Genomic DNA, 14,957 nt, shown 5'->3' with positions numbered 1-14,957 from the left:
CATCTGAAAGGGAATTAAGCCATGAACCTTTCCGCTTCCCTCTCGCTGCAAACTGCTCGTCATCTCCATTTGGCCGCTCAGGGACTGCTGCGTCCTTTGGGCCGCCGCGCGCGCTTTGCCGATATTCACGCGACCGTGCGTCAGATGTCGCTGCTGCAAATTGACACTATTAATGTTGTCGCGCGGAGCCCTTATCTGGTGCTGTTCAGCCGGCTTGGTAACTACCCCGCCAACTGGCTGGAAGAGGCGCTGGCGTCAAGGGCGTTGTTTGAATATTGGGCGCATGAAGCCTGTTTTATTCCCTTCGAAGATTATCCTTTGCTGCGCCATCGCATGCTGCAGCCACAGCGACTTGGCTGGAAATACAGCGCCGATTGGGTGGCAAAGCATCAGCAGGAAATTGCGGATCTGTTAGAGCACATTGCTAGCAACGGGCCAGTTCGTGCTGCCGATTTCAGTAACGACAATCAGACTAAACCTGGCTGGTGGGCATGGAAGCCGCATAAACGTCATCTGGAAAACTTGTTCAGTGCAGGTGAATTGATGGTAGTCGAGCGGCGCAACTTCCAAAGGGTTTATGATCTGCATAGCCGTGTCATGCCAGACTGGATTGACGAACAGCATGCGCTGAGTGAAGCAGAGGCTGTTATGCAAATGTTGAATCACAGTGCACGCAGTCTCGGGATTTTCCGCGGCAGTTGGTTAGCGGATTACTATCGCCTCAAGCATGCACCGCTCAAGTTGTGGCTAGCCGATGCCGCAGCACGCGGCGAGATTGTCCGTGTTGAGGTGGAGCAGCTGGGCGAAATGTGGTTACACCACACATTATTGCCAATGCTGGAAAAGCCGCTTTCTGCTACACATACGGCTCTGCTATCGCCCTTTGATCCTGTTGTTTGGGATCGGCGGCGCGCGCTGGAGCTGTTTAATTTTGATTACCGCATTGAGTGCTATACGCCAGCAGAGAAGCGCAAATATGGTTATTTTGTCCTGCCAGTTTTGCACCGCGGGGCACTAAAAGCGCGTATTGACGCCAAAATGGATCGTCAGGCACAGCAATTAGTGATTCGTACATTCTGGCTGGAACAGGGCACGCGCGTTAGTAATGCTTTTCTCAACGATGTACAAAAAGCCATTAATCGCTTTGCTCATTGGCAAGGCGCCAATGAAGTGATGATCGAAAATGCGCCTGCAGAACTTCTGGCGGCTTGGTCAAATCGCTGGTCGATCAGCGAATAAATCCGCAAAGAGTCTGGCTTTAGTGCGTCATTAACGCGCACGCTATTATGATATGCTAACCGCCTGAATCGGTCCTGAAAGGAGAAGATTATGGATCACCGTTTACTCGAGATCGTTGCCTGCCCGGTTTGCAACGGAAAACTGTATTTCAACAAAGAGCAGCAAGAGCTGATCTGTAAACCCGACGGCCTGGCCTATCCAGTACGCGATGGTATTCCGGTGTTACTGGAAGTGGAAGCGCGTACGCTGTCTGTTGAAGAGATCCATCCATGAGTTTTGTGGCCATTATTCCTGCGCGTTACGCTTCAACGCGTCTGCCAGGCAAGCCGCTGGTGGATATTCAGGGCAAACCGATGGTGCTGCACGTGATGGAACGCGCGCGCGAATCGGGCGCCGATCGTGTGATTGTCGCCACCGATCATCCGGATGTCGCTGCGGCGGTGACGGCGGCGGGCGGAGAAGTATGCATGACGCGCGTCGATCATCAATCAGGCACTGAACGCCTGGCAGAAGTGATCGAGAAATACCAGTTTGCTGACGATACTATTATCGTCAACGTGCAGGGCGATGAGCCTATGATCCCGGCGGAAATTGTACGTCAGGTGGCGGGTAATCTGGCGCAGTCTGAAGCCGGAATGGCTACGCTGGCGGTGCCAATTACCGATGCTGAAGAGGCCTTTAACCCAAACGCGGTGAAAGTGGTGATGGACGCGAAAGGGTATGCGCTGTACTTTTCACGCGCCACCATTCCCTGGGATCGCGAGCGTTATGCTCGTTCGCGTGAGCAGATCGGCGACACGCTACTGCGCCATATTGGTATCTATGCCTACCGCGCCGGTTTTATCCGTCACTATATCGCATGGGAGCCCTGCCCGCTGGAGCACATTGAGCTACTCGAACAGTTACGCGTGCTGTGGTACGGTGAAAAAATTCACGTCGCGGTGGCAAAAACTATCCCAAGTGTTGGAGTAGATACGCCGGAAGACCTTGAGCGCGTTCGTCTCGCTATGCAGGGTTAATCTCCGACCGGCCAGCGACTCTCGCTGGCCTAAAAGTTTGATCTGGCGCTAAGTTTCGCGTCGCCATCACCTCCAGCATATTCTAGCCCTTTGACATCGGAGGATATCGCATGGAACAGCTCCGTTCAGAACTTGCCTTGGTGCTGGGTGAAAGCATCAGCCGTCTCGAAACCATCAGCGAGCAGGCGCAAACGCGGCTGTACGCACTCTATGATGACGCCGGTAAACCGATGCCGCTGGTAGCGAAGTATTTTCGCCATCAGGGACGTGCTGCGCTCGAAGCCAAAAAACTCACCATGCTCGGTCACGATGGTTTGATCGCCGTGCCAGCGGTATTTGGCTTGGTGCTAAGTCAGCAGAAGCCCGCGCATGAGATGTTGCTGATGGCGCGTTTTAATGGCGTGTCGGCAGAAGCCCCAACGCGCAATGCTGCGCGCTGGGAACAACTGTGCGAACAGATTATGGAAGGTGTGTTGGCATGGCATCGCATCGATAGTCAGGGCTTAGTCGGCAGCGTAGACAGCGTGCAGGAAAACAACTGGCCAGCGTGGTATCGCCAACGGGTTGATGTGTTGTGGTCGACGTTGGGTTATCTGTCGCCACCGTTTTTCACCATGGAAGATCGTCAAATATTGTTCCGCAGTCGCCAGCTGCTTCCACGTTTTTTCAACGGTTTTAACGATGCCTGCGTGTTGATGCACGGTAATTTACGTTTGGGCAGCGTGTTAAAAGATGCGCACAGCGACCAACTGATTGCGATGATGCAGCCGGGAAATATCCTTTGGGCGCCGCGGGAATACGATCTCATGCGGCTGGCAGATAGCGGGGCAGAAGCTTCGCTGCTGCAACACTATTTGCAGCGTGCGCCTGTGGCGGAGGGTTTTCTTTGGCGACGCTGGTTGTATCAGCTGTGGGATTGCGTCGACACGCTGGTCAGCAGCGGACAGTTTGATCGTCCGCGCTTTGATCATGCCCGCGCGCAATTACTCCCCTGGCTGGGTTGAGGTGAGTTCGTCACCGCGCAGCTGCTGCCAGATCTGTCCCAGCGATTCATAAACGGCACGCTCACTGTGGGCGAGCCAAACTGGCGATGGAATAACGCGTTCCCACCCGTTTAACGGCGATGTTACTGCCAGCTGATTTGCCGGTGCTGCCAGCGGATTCATGCCTGCGCGCTGGAAAAAGTGCATCGCACGCGGCAAATGGTTAGCAGATGTCACCAGCAAAAACGGATGTTCACCAATCGCCTGTTTTACCGCCCGCGCTTCGCCAAGCGTATCTCGTGGTTGATCCAGCTGAATAATCGCTTCACGAGGAACGCCAAGGCTCTCTGCTACCTCGGCAGCCACGCTGGCACTGCTACGTGGGTTTTTGCCCGCTGCTGCGCCAGTAAAGATCATTTTCGCCTGCGGATAGCGCTTCCATTGCCGAACACCTTCCGTCACACGCGGCAAGCTGTTGTTAATAAGATTGGAACTCGGCGCCCAATTCGGATTGAAGGTGTAGCCGCCGCCGAGCACCACGATATAATCGACCGGCTCGTTACCGTTCCAGGTGGGATAGTGGTTTTCCAATGGTAACAACAGGCGATCGGCGATCGGCTGCAAACTTAGCAGTAGCAGTAACAACCAGCTACAAGAGATGATAATTTTGCCACTTTTTTGCCAGCGACTGAACCAGAGCAGCAAAAGTCCCGCTGCCATGAGCAATAACAGCAGTGGCAAGGGTAGCAACATCCCGCCAATGACTTTTTTAACCGTGAAAAACATCGAAAATTGCTCCTTTTGTCCGAAAAAACAGCAGCCAGACAGTTACGGTGGCATGAAAGGTTCATTCTTGTTGAGCCTGTGACAAAATAGCACAAGTTGAATGCAGCAAAGCGGAGCCATCATCATGCAGGATCGTAACTTTGACGATCTGGCGGACAAATTCTCACAGAACATTTATGGCACGCGCAAAGGCCAGGTGCGCCAGGCGATCGTCTGGGATGAACTGGAAGCACTGTTACCCACGCTGCCCGCTGGACCGCTCGCGGTGCTGGATGCCGGTGGCGGTGTGGGACAAATCTCAAGCGGCCTGGCTGCACGTGGTCATCAGGTGCTGCTGTGCGATCTCTCTGGCGAGATGCTGAAGCTGGCCGAAGCACATGCGCACAACGCGGGTGTGAGCCACAACATGCAATTCAAACAAATTAGCGCCCAGCAGGTGGGCGAACATTTGGATACGCAGGTTGATCTGGTATTGTTTCACGCGGTGTTGGAATGGGTCGCACAGCCGGAAGAGGTGCTGCAAGCGTTGTGGCACACGTTGAAGCCTGGCGGCGTGCTGTCGCTGATGTTCTACAACGCGCATGGCTTAACTTTCCGCACCCTAACGCTCGGTAATTTCGGCTATATGCGCGCCAATATGAGCAAACGCAAAAAGCGCACGCTGTCGCCGGATTTCCCTCGCGATCCCGATGATGTGACGCGTTGGCTGACAAACTGCGGATTTGAAATTGAACGGCGTGCGGGCATTCGCGTCTTCTGTGATTATATGAAGCCGCAACCCGGCGCAGGGAAGAGCGTTGAGGAAATCATTGAGATGGAACGGCGTTTCTGTCGCCAGGAGCCCTTTTTGAGTTTAGGGCGCTATATCCACGTGACCGCGCGCAAACCCAGTCAGAAGGATCAACTATGAGCGAATTTTCCCAGACGGTCCCCGAATTGGTGGCATGGGCGCGCAAGAACGACTTTTCGCTTGCGTTGCCGGTAGAACGTCTGGCCTTTTTGCTGGCTATCGCCACCTTAAACGGTGAGCGCATGGACGGCGAGATGAGCGAAGGCGAGCTGATTGACGCGTTTCGTCACGTTAGCAAGGCTTTCGAACAAACCCACGAAACCGTGCAGGTGCGTGCCAATAACGCCATTAATGACATGGTGCGCCAGCGCTTGCTCAACCGCTTTACCAGTGAGTTGACGGAAGGCCACGCCATCTATCGTCTGACGCCGCTCGCCATCGGCATTACCGACTACTATATTCGCCAGCGTGAATTCTCCACGTTGCGTCTCTCGATGCAGCTGTCGATTGTGGCGCAGGAGCTTAAACGCGCGGCGGATGCGGCCGAAGAAGATGGTGACGAATTCCACTGGCATCGCAACGTCTTTGCGCCGCTGAAATATTCGGTGGCGGAAATTTTCGATAGCATCGACATGACGCAACGTCTGATGGATGAGCAGCAACAGGCGGTGAAAACCGATATTGCCGATCTGCTTAACAAAGATTGGCGTGCGGCGATCTCCAGCTGTGAAATGTTGTTGTCAGAAACCTCCGGCACCCTACGTGAGCTGCAGGATACGCTAGAGGCGGCGGGCGATAAGCTGCAGGCCAACCTGCTGCGTATTCAGGACGCCACGCTGAGCAGCCCGGATCTCGGCTTTGTCGATAAGCTGGTGTTTGATCTGCAAAACAAGCTGGATCGCATCATCAGCTGGGGCCAGCAGGCTATCGATTTGTGGATCGGCTATGACCGCCACGTACATAAGTTTATTCGTACCGCCATCGACATGGATAAGAACCGCGTTTTTGCGCAGCGTTTACGCCTGTCGGTGCAGAACTATTTCGACCAGCCGTGGGCGCTAACCTACGCCAATGCCGATCGTCTTTATGATATGCGCGATGAAGAGATGACGCTGCGCAATGACGAAGTGATGGGCGAGCTGCCGCCGGAAATGGAATATGAAGAGTTTAATGAGATTCGCGAACAGCTGGCCGCGATGATCGAAGAGGCGCTGCAGATCTACAAACAGGAGCAGAAACCGCTCCATCTGGCGACGGTTATGCGCGACTACCTGTCGCAGTATCCGCGCGCGCGCCACTTTGATTTGGCACGTATCGTCATCGATCAGGCGGTACGACTCGGCGTGGCCGAAGCTGATTTAGCCGGCCTGCCTGCGCAATGGCAGGCCATTAATGATTACGGAGCCAAGGTGCAGGCACATGTCATCGACAAATATTGAACAAGTGATGCCAGTCAAACTGGCATTGGCTCTGGCTAACCCGATTTTCCCGGCGCTCGATAGCCAGTTACGCGCGGGTCGCCACATTGGCATTGAAGAGCTGGATAATCACGCCTTCCTGATGGATTACCAGGAATACCTCGAAGAGTTTTACGCGCGCTACAACGTTGAACTGATCCGCGCGCCGGAAGGCTTTTTCTATCTGCGTCCGCGTTCAACCACATTGATTCCGCGCTCGGTACTGTCCGAGCTGGATATGATGGTGGGCAAAATTCTTTGTTATCTCTATCTCAGTCCGGAACGTCTGGCCAATGAGGGTATTTTTACCCACCAGGAGCTGTACGACGAGCTGCTGTCGCTGGCCGATGAGAGCAAACTGCTGAAGCTGGTGAACCAGCGTTCCACCGGTTCCGATCTCGATCGCGCTAAGCTGCAGGAAAAAATGCGCGCCTCGCTGAGCCGTCTGCGCCGTCTTGGCATGGTGTGGTTTATGGGCAATGACAGCAGCAAATTCCGCATCACCGAATCGGTGTTCCGCTTTGGTGCTGACGTGCGCAGCGGTGACGATGCGCGTGAAGCGCAGCTGCGCCTGATTCGTGACGGTGAAGCGATGACGCTGGAAAGCGCGCCGGCTGCGACAGAGAACGATGAAGCAGATAATGATATTGACGCTGAAAGCGACGCGAGTGATAACGCGGAGGATGAGCAAGCATGATTGAACGCGGTAAATTTCGTTCGCTAACGCTGATCAACTGGAACGGCTTCTTTGCCCGTACTTTTGATCTCGATGAGCTGGTGACCACGCTATCGGGCGGTAACGGTGCCGGTAAATCTACCACCATGGCGGCCTTCGTCACGGCGATGATCCCTGATCTAACGCTGCTGCACTTCCGAAACACCACCGAAGCGGGGGCGACATCGGGTTCGCGCGATAAAGGGCTGCACGGCAAACTGCGCGCTGGCGTCTGTTATTCGGTGCTGGATGTGGTCAACTCACGCCATCAACGTGTGGTGGTTGGGGTGCGTCTGCAGCAGGTGGCCGGGCGCGATAAAAAGGTCGATATCAAGCCATTCAGTATTCACGGTTTACCGACGGATTCGCAGCCAACCGACATGCTGACTGAAATCCTCAACAACCGCCAGGCGCGCGTCTTGCCGCTGACGGAAGTGAAGGAGCGCGTTGAAGCGCAGGAAGGCGTGCAGTTCCGCCAGTACAACTCAGTAACGGACTATCATGCGGTGCTGTTCGAGCTCGGCGTAGTGCCGCGTCGTCTGCGTAATGCCAGCGATCGCAGTAAGTTCTATCGCCTGATTGAAGCTTCCTTGTATGGCGGTATCTCTAGCGCCATTACCCGCTCGCTGCGCGACTACCTGCTGCCGGAAAACGGCGGCGTGCGTAAGGCTTTCCAGGATATGGAAGCCGCGCTGCGTGAAAACCGCATGACGCTGGAAGCGATTCGCGTCACCCAGTCCGATCGCGACCTGTTTAAGCATCTGATCTCTGAAGCCACCAGCTATGTTTCTGCCGACTACATGCGCCACGCCAACGAGCGTCGTATTCACCTCGACGGTGCGCTCCAACTGCGTAATGAGTTGTTCACCAGTCGCAATCAACTGATTTCCGAGCAGTATCGTCACATTGAGATGGCGCGTGAGTTGTCTGAGCACAACGCTGCCGAGAACGACCTGGAAACCGATTATCAGGGTGCCAGCGATCACCTGAATCTGGTGCAAACCGCGATGCGTCAGCAGGAGAAAATCGAGCGATACGATGCCGATTTGGAAGAGTTGACCTATCGTCTGGAAGAGCAGAACGAAGTGGTTGCTGAAGCGCGTGACGTGCAGGAAGAGAATGAAGCGCGCGCCGAAGCGGCTGAAATTGAAGTAGATGAGCTGAAAAGCCAGCTTGCTGATTTTCAGCAGGCACTCGATGTGCAGCAGACACGGGCGATTCAATATCAGCAGGCATTGCAGGCGTTGGAAAAAGCGCGTACGCAGTGTCAGCTGCCCGAATTGAGTATCGATAATGCTGCCGAATGGCAGGAAACCTTCCAGGCGCGGGAAGAAGAAGCCACCGAGCGATTACTGCGTCTGGAGCAGAAGCTGAGCGTCGCCGAAGCGGCACACAGCCAGTTCGAGCAGGCGTTAAGCCTGGTCACCAGCATTGCCGGTGATGACGTCGGCCGTCAGGATGCCTGGCAAGTGGGGCGCGAATTACTGCGCGATGCGGCTAATCAGCGTCATCATGCCGATCAGCTGTCATCGCTGCGTTTGCGTCTCAACGAGCTGGAAACCCGTCTGCGTGAGCAGCATGATGCCGAGCGCCTGCTGGCGGACTTCTGTAAACGTCAGGGCCAGCAATACGATGCGGATGCACTGGACGGTTTGCAGCGTGAACTCGAAGCGCAAATCGAGCAGCTTAACGAAAGCGTCTCGGATGCGGGTGAACGCCGCATGCTGATGCGTCAGGAACTGGAGCAACTGCGTGAGCGTATTACCGCGTTGACCGCGCGCGCGCCACATTGGCTGGCAGCGCAGGAGATCCTCACCCAACTCAGCGAGCAAACCGGCCAGGAGCTGACCAGCAGCCAGCAAATCACCGAGTTTATGCAGCAACTGCTGGAGCGCGAGCGCGAAACCACCGTTGAGCGCGATGAGCTGGCGGCGCGTAAGCGTGAAGTCGAACAGCAAATTGAACGACTGAGCCAACCGGGCGGAGCGGAAGATGCGCGCCTGACGCAACTGGCGGAACGCTTTGGCGGCGTGCTGCTGTCTGAAATTTACGACGATGTCACGCTGGATGACGCGCCGTACTTCTCGGCGTTGTATGGTCCATCGCGTCACGCCATCGTGGTGCCAGATTTGTCGCTGGTGCGCGAACTGCTCGACGGTTTAGATGAGTGCCCGGAAGATCTCTACCTGATTGAGGGCGATCCGCAAGCGTTTGACGATAGCGTCTTTAGCGTGGAAGAGCTGGAAAAAGCGGTGGTGGTGAAAGTGGCTGAGCGTCAGTGGCGCTACTCACGCTTCCCGAAAGTGCCGCTATTTGGTCGTGCGGCGCGTGAAAATCAGCTTGAGCTGCTCAACAACGAACGTGAACAGCTGGCTGAGCGTTACGCCACGCTGTCGTTTGATGTGCAGAAAACCCAACGTCTGCATCAATCCTTCAGCCGCTTTATCGGTAGCCACTTAGCGGTGGCGTTTGATGAAGATCCGGAAGCACTGATTCGCCAGCTCAACAGCCGCCGTGGCGAACTGGAGCGTGCGTTGGCGCAGCATGAAAACGACAATCAACAGCAGCGCGCACAGTTTGAGCAGGCTAAAGAGGGCGTGAGCCAGCTGAACCGCCTATTACCGCGCGTTAATCTGCTGCTCGATGATACGCTCGGCGATCGTTGTGAAGAGATTCGCGAGCGCGTGGAAGAGGCGCAGGAAGCCGCGCGTTTCCTGCATCAGCACGGCAGCAAACTCAGCAAACTGGAGCCGTTGATTGCGGTACTGCAAAGCGATCCGCAGCAGCACGATCAGTTGCAGCGCGATTATCAGCAGGCACAGCAACAGCAGCGCGATGCACGTCAGCAGGCCTTTGCCCTGACCGAAGTGGTGCAGCGCCGTGCGCATTTCAACTATGAAAGCTCGGCTGGCATGTTGGGCGGCAACACCGATCTCAATGAACAACTGCGCCAGCGTCTCGAGCAGGCAGAAGGCGAGCGCAGCCGCGCGCGCGAACGTCTGCGCGGGCATCAGGCGCAGCTGACGCAGTATTCACAGGTGCTGGCGTCGCTAAAAAGTTCTTACGATGCTAAGCGCGACATGCTGAAAGAGCTGCAGCAAGAGATGCAGGATATCGGCGTGCAGGCGGATGCCAGCGCGGAAGAGCGGGCGCGCATTCGTCGTGATGAGTTGTACAGCGCGCTTAGCCATAACCGTGCGCGTCGCAATCAGCTGGAAAAACAGATCACCTTCTGTGAAGCCGAGATGGACAGCCTGCAGAAGAAACTGCGCAAGCTGGAGCGCGATTATCACCAGATTCGTGAGCAGGTGGTTACTGCCAAAGCGGGCTGGTGCACGGTGTTGCGTCTGGTTAAAGAGAACGGCGTTGAGCGTCGTTTGCATCGTCGCGAACTGGCGTATCTCAGCGGCGATGAGCTGCGATCCATGTCGGATAAGGCGCTGGGTGCGCTGCGTCTGGCGGTGGCGGATAACGAACATCTGCGCGATGTGTTGCGCATGTCTGAAGATCCGAAACGTCCGGAACGCAAGATTCAGTTCTTTATCGCGGTGTACCAGCATCTGCGTGAACGTATTCGTCAGGACATCATTCGTACCGACGATCCGGTCGAAGCTATCGAACAGATGGAAATTGAGCTGAATCGTCTGACTGAAGAGCTGACCGCGCGCGAGCAAACGCTAGCCATCAGTTCACGCAGTGCGGCGAACATTATTCGCAAAACGATCCAGCGCGAGCAGAACCGTATCCGCCAACTGAATCAGGGCTTGCAGGCCGTAAGCTTTGGTCAGGTGCGCAGCGTTCGCCTGAACGTTAACGTACGTGAAGCGCACTCAACGCTGCTGGATACGCTGTCAGAAGAGCATGAGCAGCATCAGGATCTGTTCACCAGTAATCGCCTGACCTTCTCAGAAGCGCTGGCGAAACTTTATCAGCGCCTGAATCCGCAGATCGATATGGGCCAGCGCACGCCGCAAACCATTGGTGAAGAGCTACTCGACTATCGCAACTATCTCGAGATGGAAGTGGAGGTTAACCGTGGTTCTGATGGCTGGCTGCGTGCGGAAAGTGGCGCACTTTCTACCGGTGAAGCGATTGGTACCGGGATGTCGATTCTGGTGATGGTGGTCCAGAGCTGGGAAGAGGAGTCGCGTCGTCTGCGTGGCAAAGATATTTCGCCGTGCCGTCTGCTGTTCCTTGATGAAGCGGCGCGTCTGGATGCACGTTCAATCGCTACGCTGTTTGAGCTGTGCGAACGTCTGGAGATGCAGCTGGTTATTGCAGCACCGGAAAACATTAGCCCGGAAAAAGGGACCACCTACAAGCTGGTGCGTAAGGTGTTTAACAACACTGAGCACGTGCATGTCGTTGGTCTGCGCGGTTTCTCAGCGGACCCATCGCCGGTGAAAAATGAAAATTCCAGGCTCGGTCTGGAAACGGAAAATAGCTAACGCTGAATCTGGTTAAAAAACAGCACTGCGTTTAATCTATAAGCGGCATTTGCACTGAGAGGCAGATGCCGTTTTTTATTCGTATACTCAACATTAAGAGTATGGCTGTACATGGCGATCACAGGGCGCTGTGTCATTGGTGAGAAGGGGGCAGGGATGTTGCTAAACAATAAGAGCAAAATGAGTCGTGCTGCAGTAGCACTCGGTTTGTCATTGGTATTATCGCCGTTGACGGTAAGCTATGCGGCCATCGCCTCCACGCTACCCCACTCTACGCACAGTACAATGTCAGTTGCTGCCAGCCAGCAACAAATTCAGCAGGCCTTTAGCGCCACTGAGCAACCTTTCTACTTGCCGGGCTTAGCCGGCATTTACGCATCGCGTGATATGGCACCGCTTTGGCAAGATCCTCAAGCGGTGCAGGCGTTTCAGCAACAGCTGGCGGAAGTGGCGCTTTCTGGCGTGCAGCCACAATTTACCCGCTGGGTGGAGCGGCTGACCAACCCTAATATCAAAGGGCTGGCGCGCGATATCGTGCTGAGTGATGCCATGCTAGGCTATCTGCAATTCGTTGCCAACGTGCCGACGCAAGGCGAAACCTGGCTCTACAGCAATGTGCCGTATAAGCTGACCATGCCAGCGCTAGCGGCGATCAATCAATGGCAGAATGCGGTTAACGCCGGTGGTAGCCGCACGTTCGTGTTGTCATTGCAACCACAGCATCCGCAATACCTGCCGATGCATAACGCACTGAAAGCCCTGCTGACTGATAATAATCCATGGCCGCAACTGCGCGACAGCAGCACCCTGCGCCCGGGCCAGATCAGTAATGATGTGCCGGCGCTGCGTGAGATTCTGCAACGTACAGGCATGCTCACCGCTAGCCACAGCAGCACGCCAACACCTGCAGAAGATGCAGTACCCACAGCGCCGGTTCCCGTAAGCCAGAGTAATCAACCGGTGGCGGTGAGTCCGTCCGCTGCAAACTTTGATGATATTGATGCAGCGCCTGCTCTCGCTGCTTCTCCTGACGTGGCCAATAATAATGTGGCTGCTACTCCGACGGCATCCGGTCCCAATATCTATGACACTGCGCTGGTCGAGGGGGTCAAGCGCTTCCAGCATTGGCAGGGATTAGCAGATGACGGCGCGATTGGTCCGCGTACGCGTCAATGGTTGAATGTGCCGCCGCAGCTGCGTGCCTCGCTGCTGGCACTGAATATCCAGCGTCTGCGCCTGCTGCCGGATGATATGCATAACGGCATCATGGTGAATATCCCGAACTATTCACTGACCTACTACAACAACGGTGCCACCATTCTGTCATCCCGGGTGATTGTGGGACGTCCTGACCGCAAAACGCCATTGATGCGCAGCGCACTGAATAATGTGGTGCTGAATCCACCATGGAACGTTCCGACTACTCTGGTACGCCAGGATATTGTGCCAAAAGTGAAGCAAGACCCGACTTACCTGTATAAGCATGGCTACACGCTGCTGTCCGGCTGGAGCGCTGATGCCGAAGTGATTGATCCGTCGATGATTGACTGGCATATGGTGTCGGCAGCGAGTTTCCCATATCGCATTCGCCAAGCGCCAGGCGCGACCAACTCACTTGGGCGTTACAAGTTCAATATGCCAAGTTCGGATGCCATTTATCTGCACGATACGCCCAACCACACGCTGTTCCAGCGTGATATTCGGGCGCTTAGCTCGGGCTGCGTGCGCGTGAATAAAGCGTCAGAGCTGGCCGATCTCTTGCTGCAGGATGTGGGCTGGAACGACGGACGTATTTCGGACACATTGAAAGAGGGTAACACGCGTTATGTGTCGATTCGCCATCGGATTCCGGTCAACCTCTATTATTTAACCGCCTGGGTCGCCGATGATGGGCAACCACAGTATCGTACAGATATTTACAATTATGATAATCCCGCGCGTTCCGGCAGTCAGGTATTGCACAAAGCAGGACAATTACTGCTTTAGTCATTGATTTGACGCTCCTCCTTTTACATTTCATTAACCAAGACCAGTCGCGAAAATTTGATTTTGCGCTGGTTTTGGCCGTCTGCGCCATATTCTGGGTTGACTGAGCTTTTGCCTGCGGTTAATGTTCGGCCTTGTGTACTTTTCGCACATATTTTATCCGCTTTAGATTAGGTAACCCCGTTTCATGGCTAATTTTGATTCTCAACGTCGTCGATTACTCTTGATTGGAGGCGCAGCAGCAGGTTTGGCGATGCTTCCAGGCTCCGCTCTGGCTTCGCTTTCCACTGCCCGTCCACGAGTATTGACGCTTAGTAACCTTCATACCGGTGAAACCCTCAAAACAGAGTTTTTTAACGGTAAGCGTTATGACAAGGATGAGTTAGCACGTTTAAACCACTTCTTCCGTGATTTCCGCGCCAATCAGGTGAAGAATATCGATCCTCATCTTTTTGATCAGCTTTATCGTTTGCAGACATTGCTGGATACGCGTAAACCGGTGCAGCTGATCTCGGGTTACCGTTCTCTGGCAACCAACAATATGTTGCGTGAGTCCGGTCCGGGCGTGGCGAAAAAAAGCTATCACACTAAAGGACAAGCGATGGATTTCCATATTGAGGGAATTTCGTTAAGCAATGTTCGCAAAGCGGCGTTATCTATGCGCGCCGGTGGTGTAGGATATTACCCGCGCAGCAACTTCGTACACATTGATACCGGGCCTGCAAGGCACTGGTCCTGATACCGGCAGCGCTGCGTGTGTCGGTCATGGAGCGCTATGAATTACCAAATTATTCCGGTTACGGCCTTTTCCCAGAACTGTTCAGTTATCTGGGATGACGAAACGCAACAAGCCGCACTGGTCGATCCCGGCGGTGATGCGGAAACTATCAAAGCAATATTGGCTGAACGTGGTTTAACGCCGTCGCAAATATTGCTCACTCATGGTCATCTCGATCATGTTGGGGCCGCTGCCGAATTGGCTGAACACTATCAGGTCCCGATCGTCGGTCCCCATCCGCTTGATGCTTTCTGGTTAGATAATCTGCCGACGCAGAGCCGTATGTTTGGCTTACCGGAATGCGCACCGCTGACGCCGGAACGCTGGCTGGAAGAGGGCGAAACCGTGCAGGTTGGCAATGTCGTACTGGAAGTGCTGCTTTGCCCCGGCCATACGCCAGGCCATATTGTGTTCTTCGACCGTGCGGGACGTCTGCTGATTTCGGGGGATGTGATATTTAACGGGGGCGTTGGACGCACCGATTTCCCGCAGGGCAGCCACAGCGACTTGATTAATGCGATTAAAACCAAGCTGCTGCCATTAGGCGATGATGTGACTTTCGTGCCGGGTCATGGACCTGTCTCGACGTTGGGGCGCGAGCGCGTTAGCAATCCTTTCCTGCAAGAATAGAAAATGGGCCATTCTGGCCCATTTTTTTACCCGTTTCATGTTGCAGGCGCGTTAGCTGCTCTCGTTCGCCCAATCGCTTACTAATGTAAGCTCATCGGGACTCTCTCGTTTGCCGCCTGCCTGCAT

At 54.8% G+C, this 14,957-nt stretch carries 12 protein-coding genes; 11 read left to right on the top strand and 1 reads right to left on the bottom strand.

Translation table 11 applies throughout. The annotated features are described in order from the left end of the window. Nucleotides 1-21: 21 nt before the first annotated feature. The 4 genes from PMI17_RS06985 (at nt 22) to PMI17_RS06970 (ending at nt 3,262) form a co-directional block, all read left to right on the top strand. A complete protein-coding gene (locus tag PMI17_RS06985; protein ID WP_007887425.1) occupies nt 22-1,239 on the top strand; it encodes a winged helix-turn-helix domain-containing protein in 1,218 nt (405 codons plus the stop codon). Nucleotides 1,240-1,329: 90 nt separating this feature from the next. After that, the gene (locus PMI17_RS06980; RefSeq protein WP_007887424.1) at nt 1,330-1,512 is read left to right on the top strand and encodes a Trm112 family protein; all 183 of its coding nucleotides are present in this window, start codon (nt 1,330-1,332) and stop codon (nt 1,510-1,512) included. Continuing rightward, complete coding sequence (gene kdsB, locus PMI17_RS06975) at nt 1,509-2,258, top strand: 3-deoxy-manno-octulosonate cytidylyltransferase (protein ID WP_007887423.1); 750 nt, start codon at nt 1,509-1,511, stop codon at nt 2,256-2,258. The genes PMI17_RS06980 and kdsB overlap by 4 nt, the downstream gene beginning before the upstream one ends. Nucleotides 2,259-2,368: 110 nt before the next feature. Next, the gene (locus tag PMI17_RS06970) at nt 2,369-3,262 is read left to right on the top strand and encodes a YcbJ family phosphotransferase (protein ID WP_007887422.1); all 894 of its coding nucleotides are present in this window, start codon (nt 2,369-2,371) and stop codon (nt 3,260-3,262) included. On the opposite strand, the gene elyC is transcribed toward PMI17_RS06970, so the two are convergent. After that, nucleotides 3,242-4,027 (bottom strand): envelope biogenesis factor ElyC, encoded by a 786-nt coding sequence (gene elyC, locus PMI17_RS06965; RefSeq protein ID WP_007887415.1) that lies wholly within the window; start codon nt 4,025-4,027, stop codon nt 3,242-3,244. The two genes, PMI17_RS06970 and elyC, sit on opposite strands and share 21 nt — an antisense overlap. Before the next feature lie 124 nt (nt 4,028-4,151). On the opposite strand from elyC, the gene cmoM reads away from it, so the two are divergent. From cmoM to PMI17_RS06930, 7 genes are all read left to right on the top strand, one after another. Continuing rightward, entirely contained in the window at nt 4,152-4,937 is a 786-nt protein-coding gene (gene cmoM, locus PMI17_RS06960; RefSeq protein WP_007887412.1) for a tRNA uridine 5-oxyacetic acid(34) methyltransferase CmoM, read from the top strand. Further along, nucleotides 4,934-6,256: a chromosome partition protein MukF gene (gene mukF / locus PMI17_RS06955; RefSeq protein WP_007887410.1), complete on the top strand. Its 1,323-nt coding sequence runs from the start codon at nt 4,934-4,936 to the stop codon at nt 6,254-6,256. The genes cmoM and mukF overlap by 4 nt, the downstream gene beginning before the upstream one ends. After that, nucleotides 6,237-6,971: a chromosome partition protein MukE gene (gene mukE, locus PMI17_RS06950; RefSeq protein ID WP_007887407.1), complete on the top strand. Its 735-nt coding sequence runs from the start codon at nt 6,237-6,239 to the stop codon at nt 6,969-6,971. The genes mukF and mukE overlap by 20 nt, the downstream gene beginning before the upstream one ends. Further along, a complete protein-coding gene (mukB, locus tag PMI17_RS06945; protein ID WP_007887404.1) occupies nt 6,968-11,437 on the top strand; it encodes a chromosome partition protein MukB in 4,470 nt (1,489 codons plus the stop codon). Before mukE ends, mukB begins: the two co-directional genes overlap by 4 nt. A gap of 156 nt (nt 11,438-11,593) precedes the next feature. Further along, nucleotides 11,594-13,423 carry a L,D-transpeptidase gene (gene ldtD / locus PMI17_RS06940; RefSeq protein ID WP_036620478.1) on the top strand — a complete coding sequence of 610 codons (1,830 nt, stop codon included), beginning with the start codon at nt 11,594-11,596 and terminating at the stop codon, nt 13,421-13,423. A gap of 187 nt (nt 13,424-13,610) precedes the next feature. Next, nucleotides 13,611-14,162 carry a YcbK family protein gene (locus PMI17_RS06935; protein ID WP_007887399.1) on the top strand — a complete coding sequence of 184 codons (552 nt, stop codon included), beginning with the start codon at nt 13,611-13,613 and terminating at the stop codon, nt 14,160-14,162. A gap of 36 nt (nt 14,163-14,198) precedes the next feature. Continuing rightward, nucleotides 14,199-14,831 carry an MBL fold metallo-hydrolase gene (locus PMI17_RS06930; RefSeq protein WP_007887398.1) on the top strand — a complete coding sequence of 211 codons (633 nt, stop codon included), beginning with the start codon at nt 14,199-14,201 and terminating at the stop codon, nt 14,829-14,831. Nucleotides 14,832-14,957 lie beyond the last annotated feature (126 nt).

This window comes from Pantoea sp. GM01 (assembly GCF_000282675.1).
Taxonomy (GTDB): Bacteria; Pseudomonadota; Gammaproteobacteria; order Enterobacterales; family Enterobacteriaceae; genus Pantoea; species Pantoea nemavictus.
Note: the sequence above shows the minus strand (reverse complement) of the source record. Positions and strands in the feature narration are given on the sequence as shown.

Coding starts and splice junctions, on each gene's coding strand:
- ldtD (WP_036620478.1), top strand. CDS start 11,594: ATGTTGCTAAACAATAAGAGCAAAATGAGTCGTGCTGCAGTAGCACTC.
- elyC (WP_007887415.1), bottom strand. CDS start 4,027: ATGTTTTTCACGGTTAAAAAAGTCATTGGCGGGATGTTGCTACCCTTG.
- PMI17_RS06935 (WP_007887399.1), top strand. CDS start 13,611: ATGGCTAATTTTGATTCTCAACGTCGTCGATTACTCTTGATTGGAGGC.
- PMI17_RS06930 (WP_007887398.1), top strand. CDS start 14,199: ATGAATTACCAAATTATTCCGGTTACGGCCTTTTCCCAGAACTGTTCA.
- mukB (WP_007887404.1), top strand. CDS start 6,968: ATGATTGAACGCGGTAAATTTCGTTCGCTAACGCTGATCAACTGGAAC.
- cmoM (WP_007887412.1), top strand. CDS start 4,152: ATGCAGGATCGTAACTTTGACGATCTGGCGGACAAATTCTCACAGAAC.
- kdsB (WP_007887423.1), top strand. CDS start 1,509: ATGAGTTTTGTGGCCATTATTCCTGCGCGTTACGCTTCAACGCGTCTG.
- PMI17_RS06970 (WP_007887422.1), top strand. CDS start 2,369: ATGGAACAGCTCCGTTCAGAACTTGCCTTGGTGCTGGGTGAAAGCATC.
- PMI17_RS06980 (WP_007887424.1), top strand. CDS start 1,330: ATGGATCACCGTTTACTCGAGATCGTTGCCTGCCCGGTTTGCAACGGA.
- mukE (WP_007887407.1), top strand. CDS start 6,237: ATGTCATCGACAAATATTGAACAAGTGATGCCAGTCAAACTGGCATTG.
- mukF (WP_007887410.1), top strand. CDS start 4,934: ATGAGCGAATTTTCCCAGACGGTCCCCGAATTGGTGGCATGGGCGCGC.
- PMI17_RS06985 (WP_007887425.1), top strand. CDS start 22: ATGAACCTTTCCGCTTCCCTCTCGCTGCAAACTGCTCGTCATCTCCAT.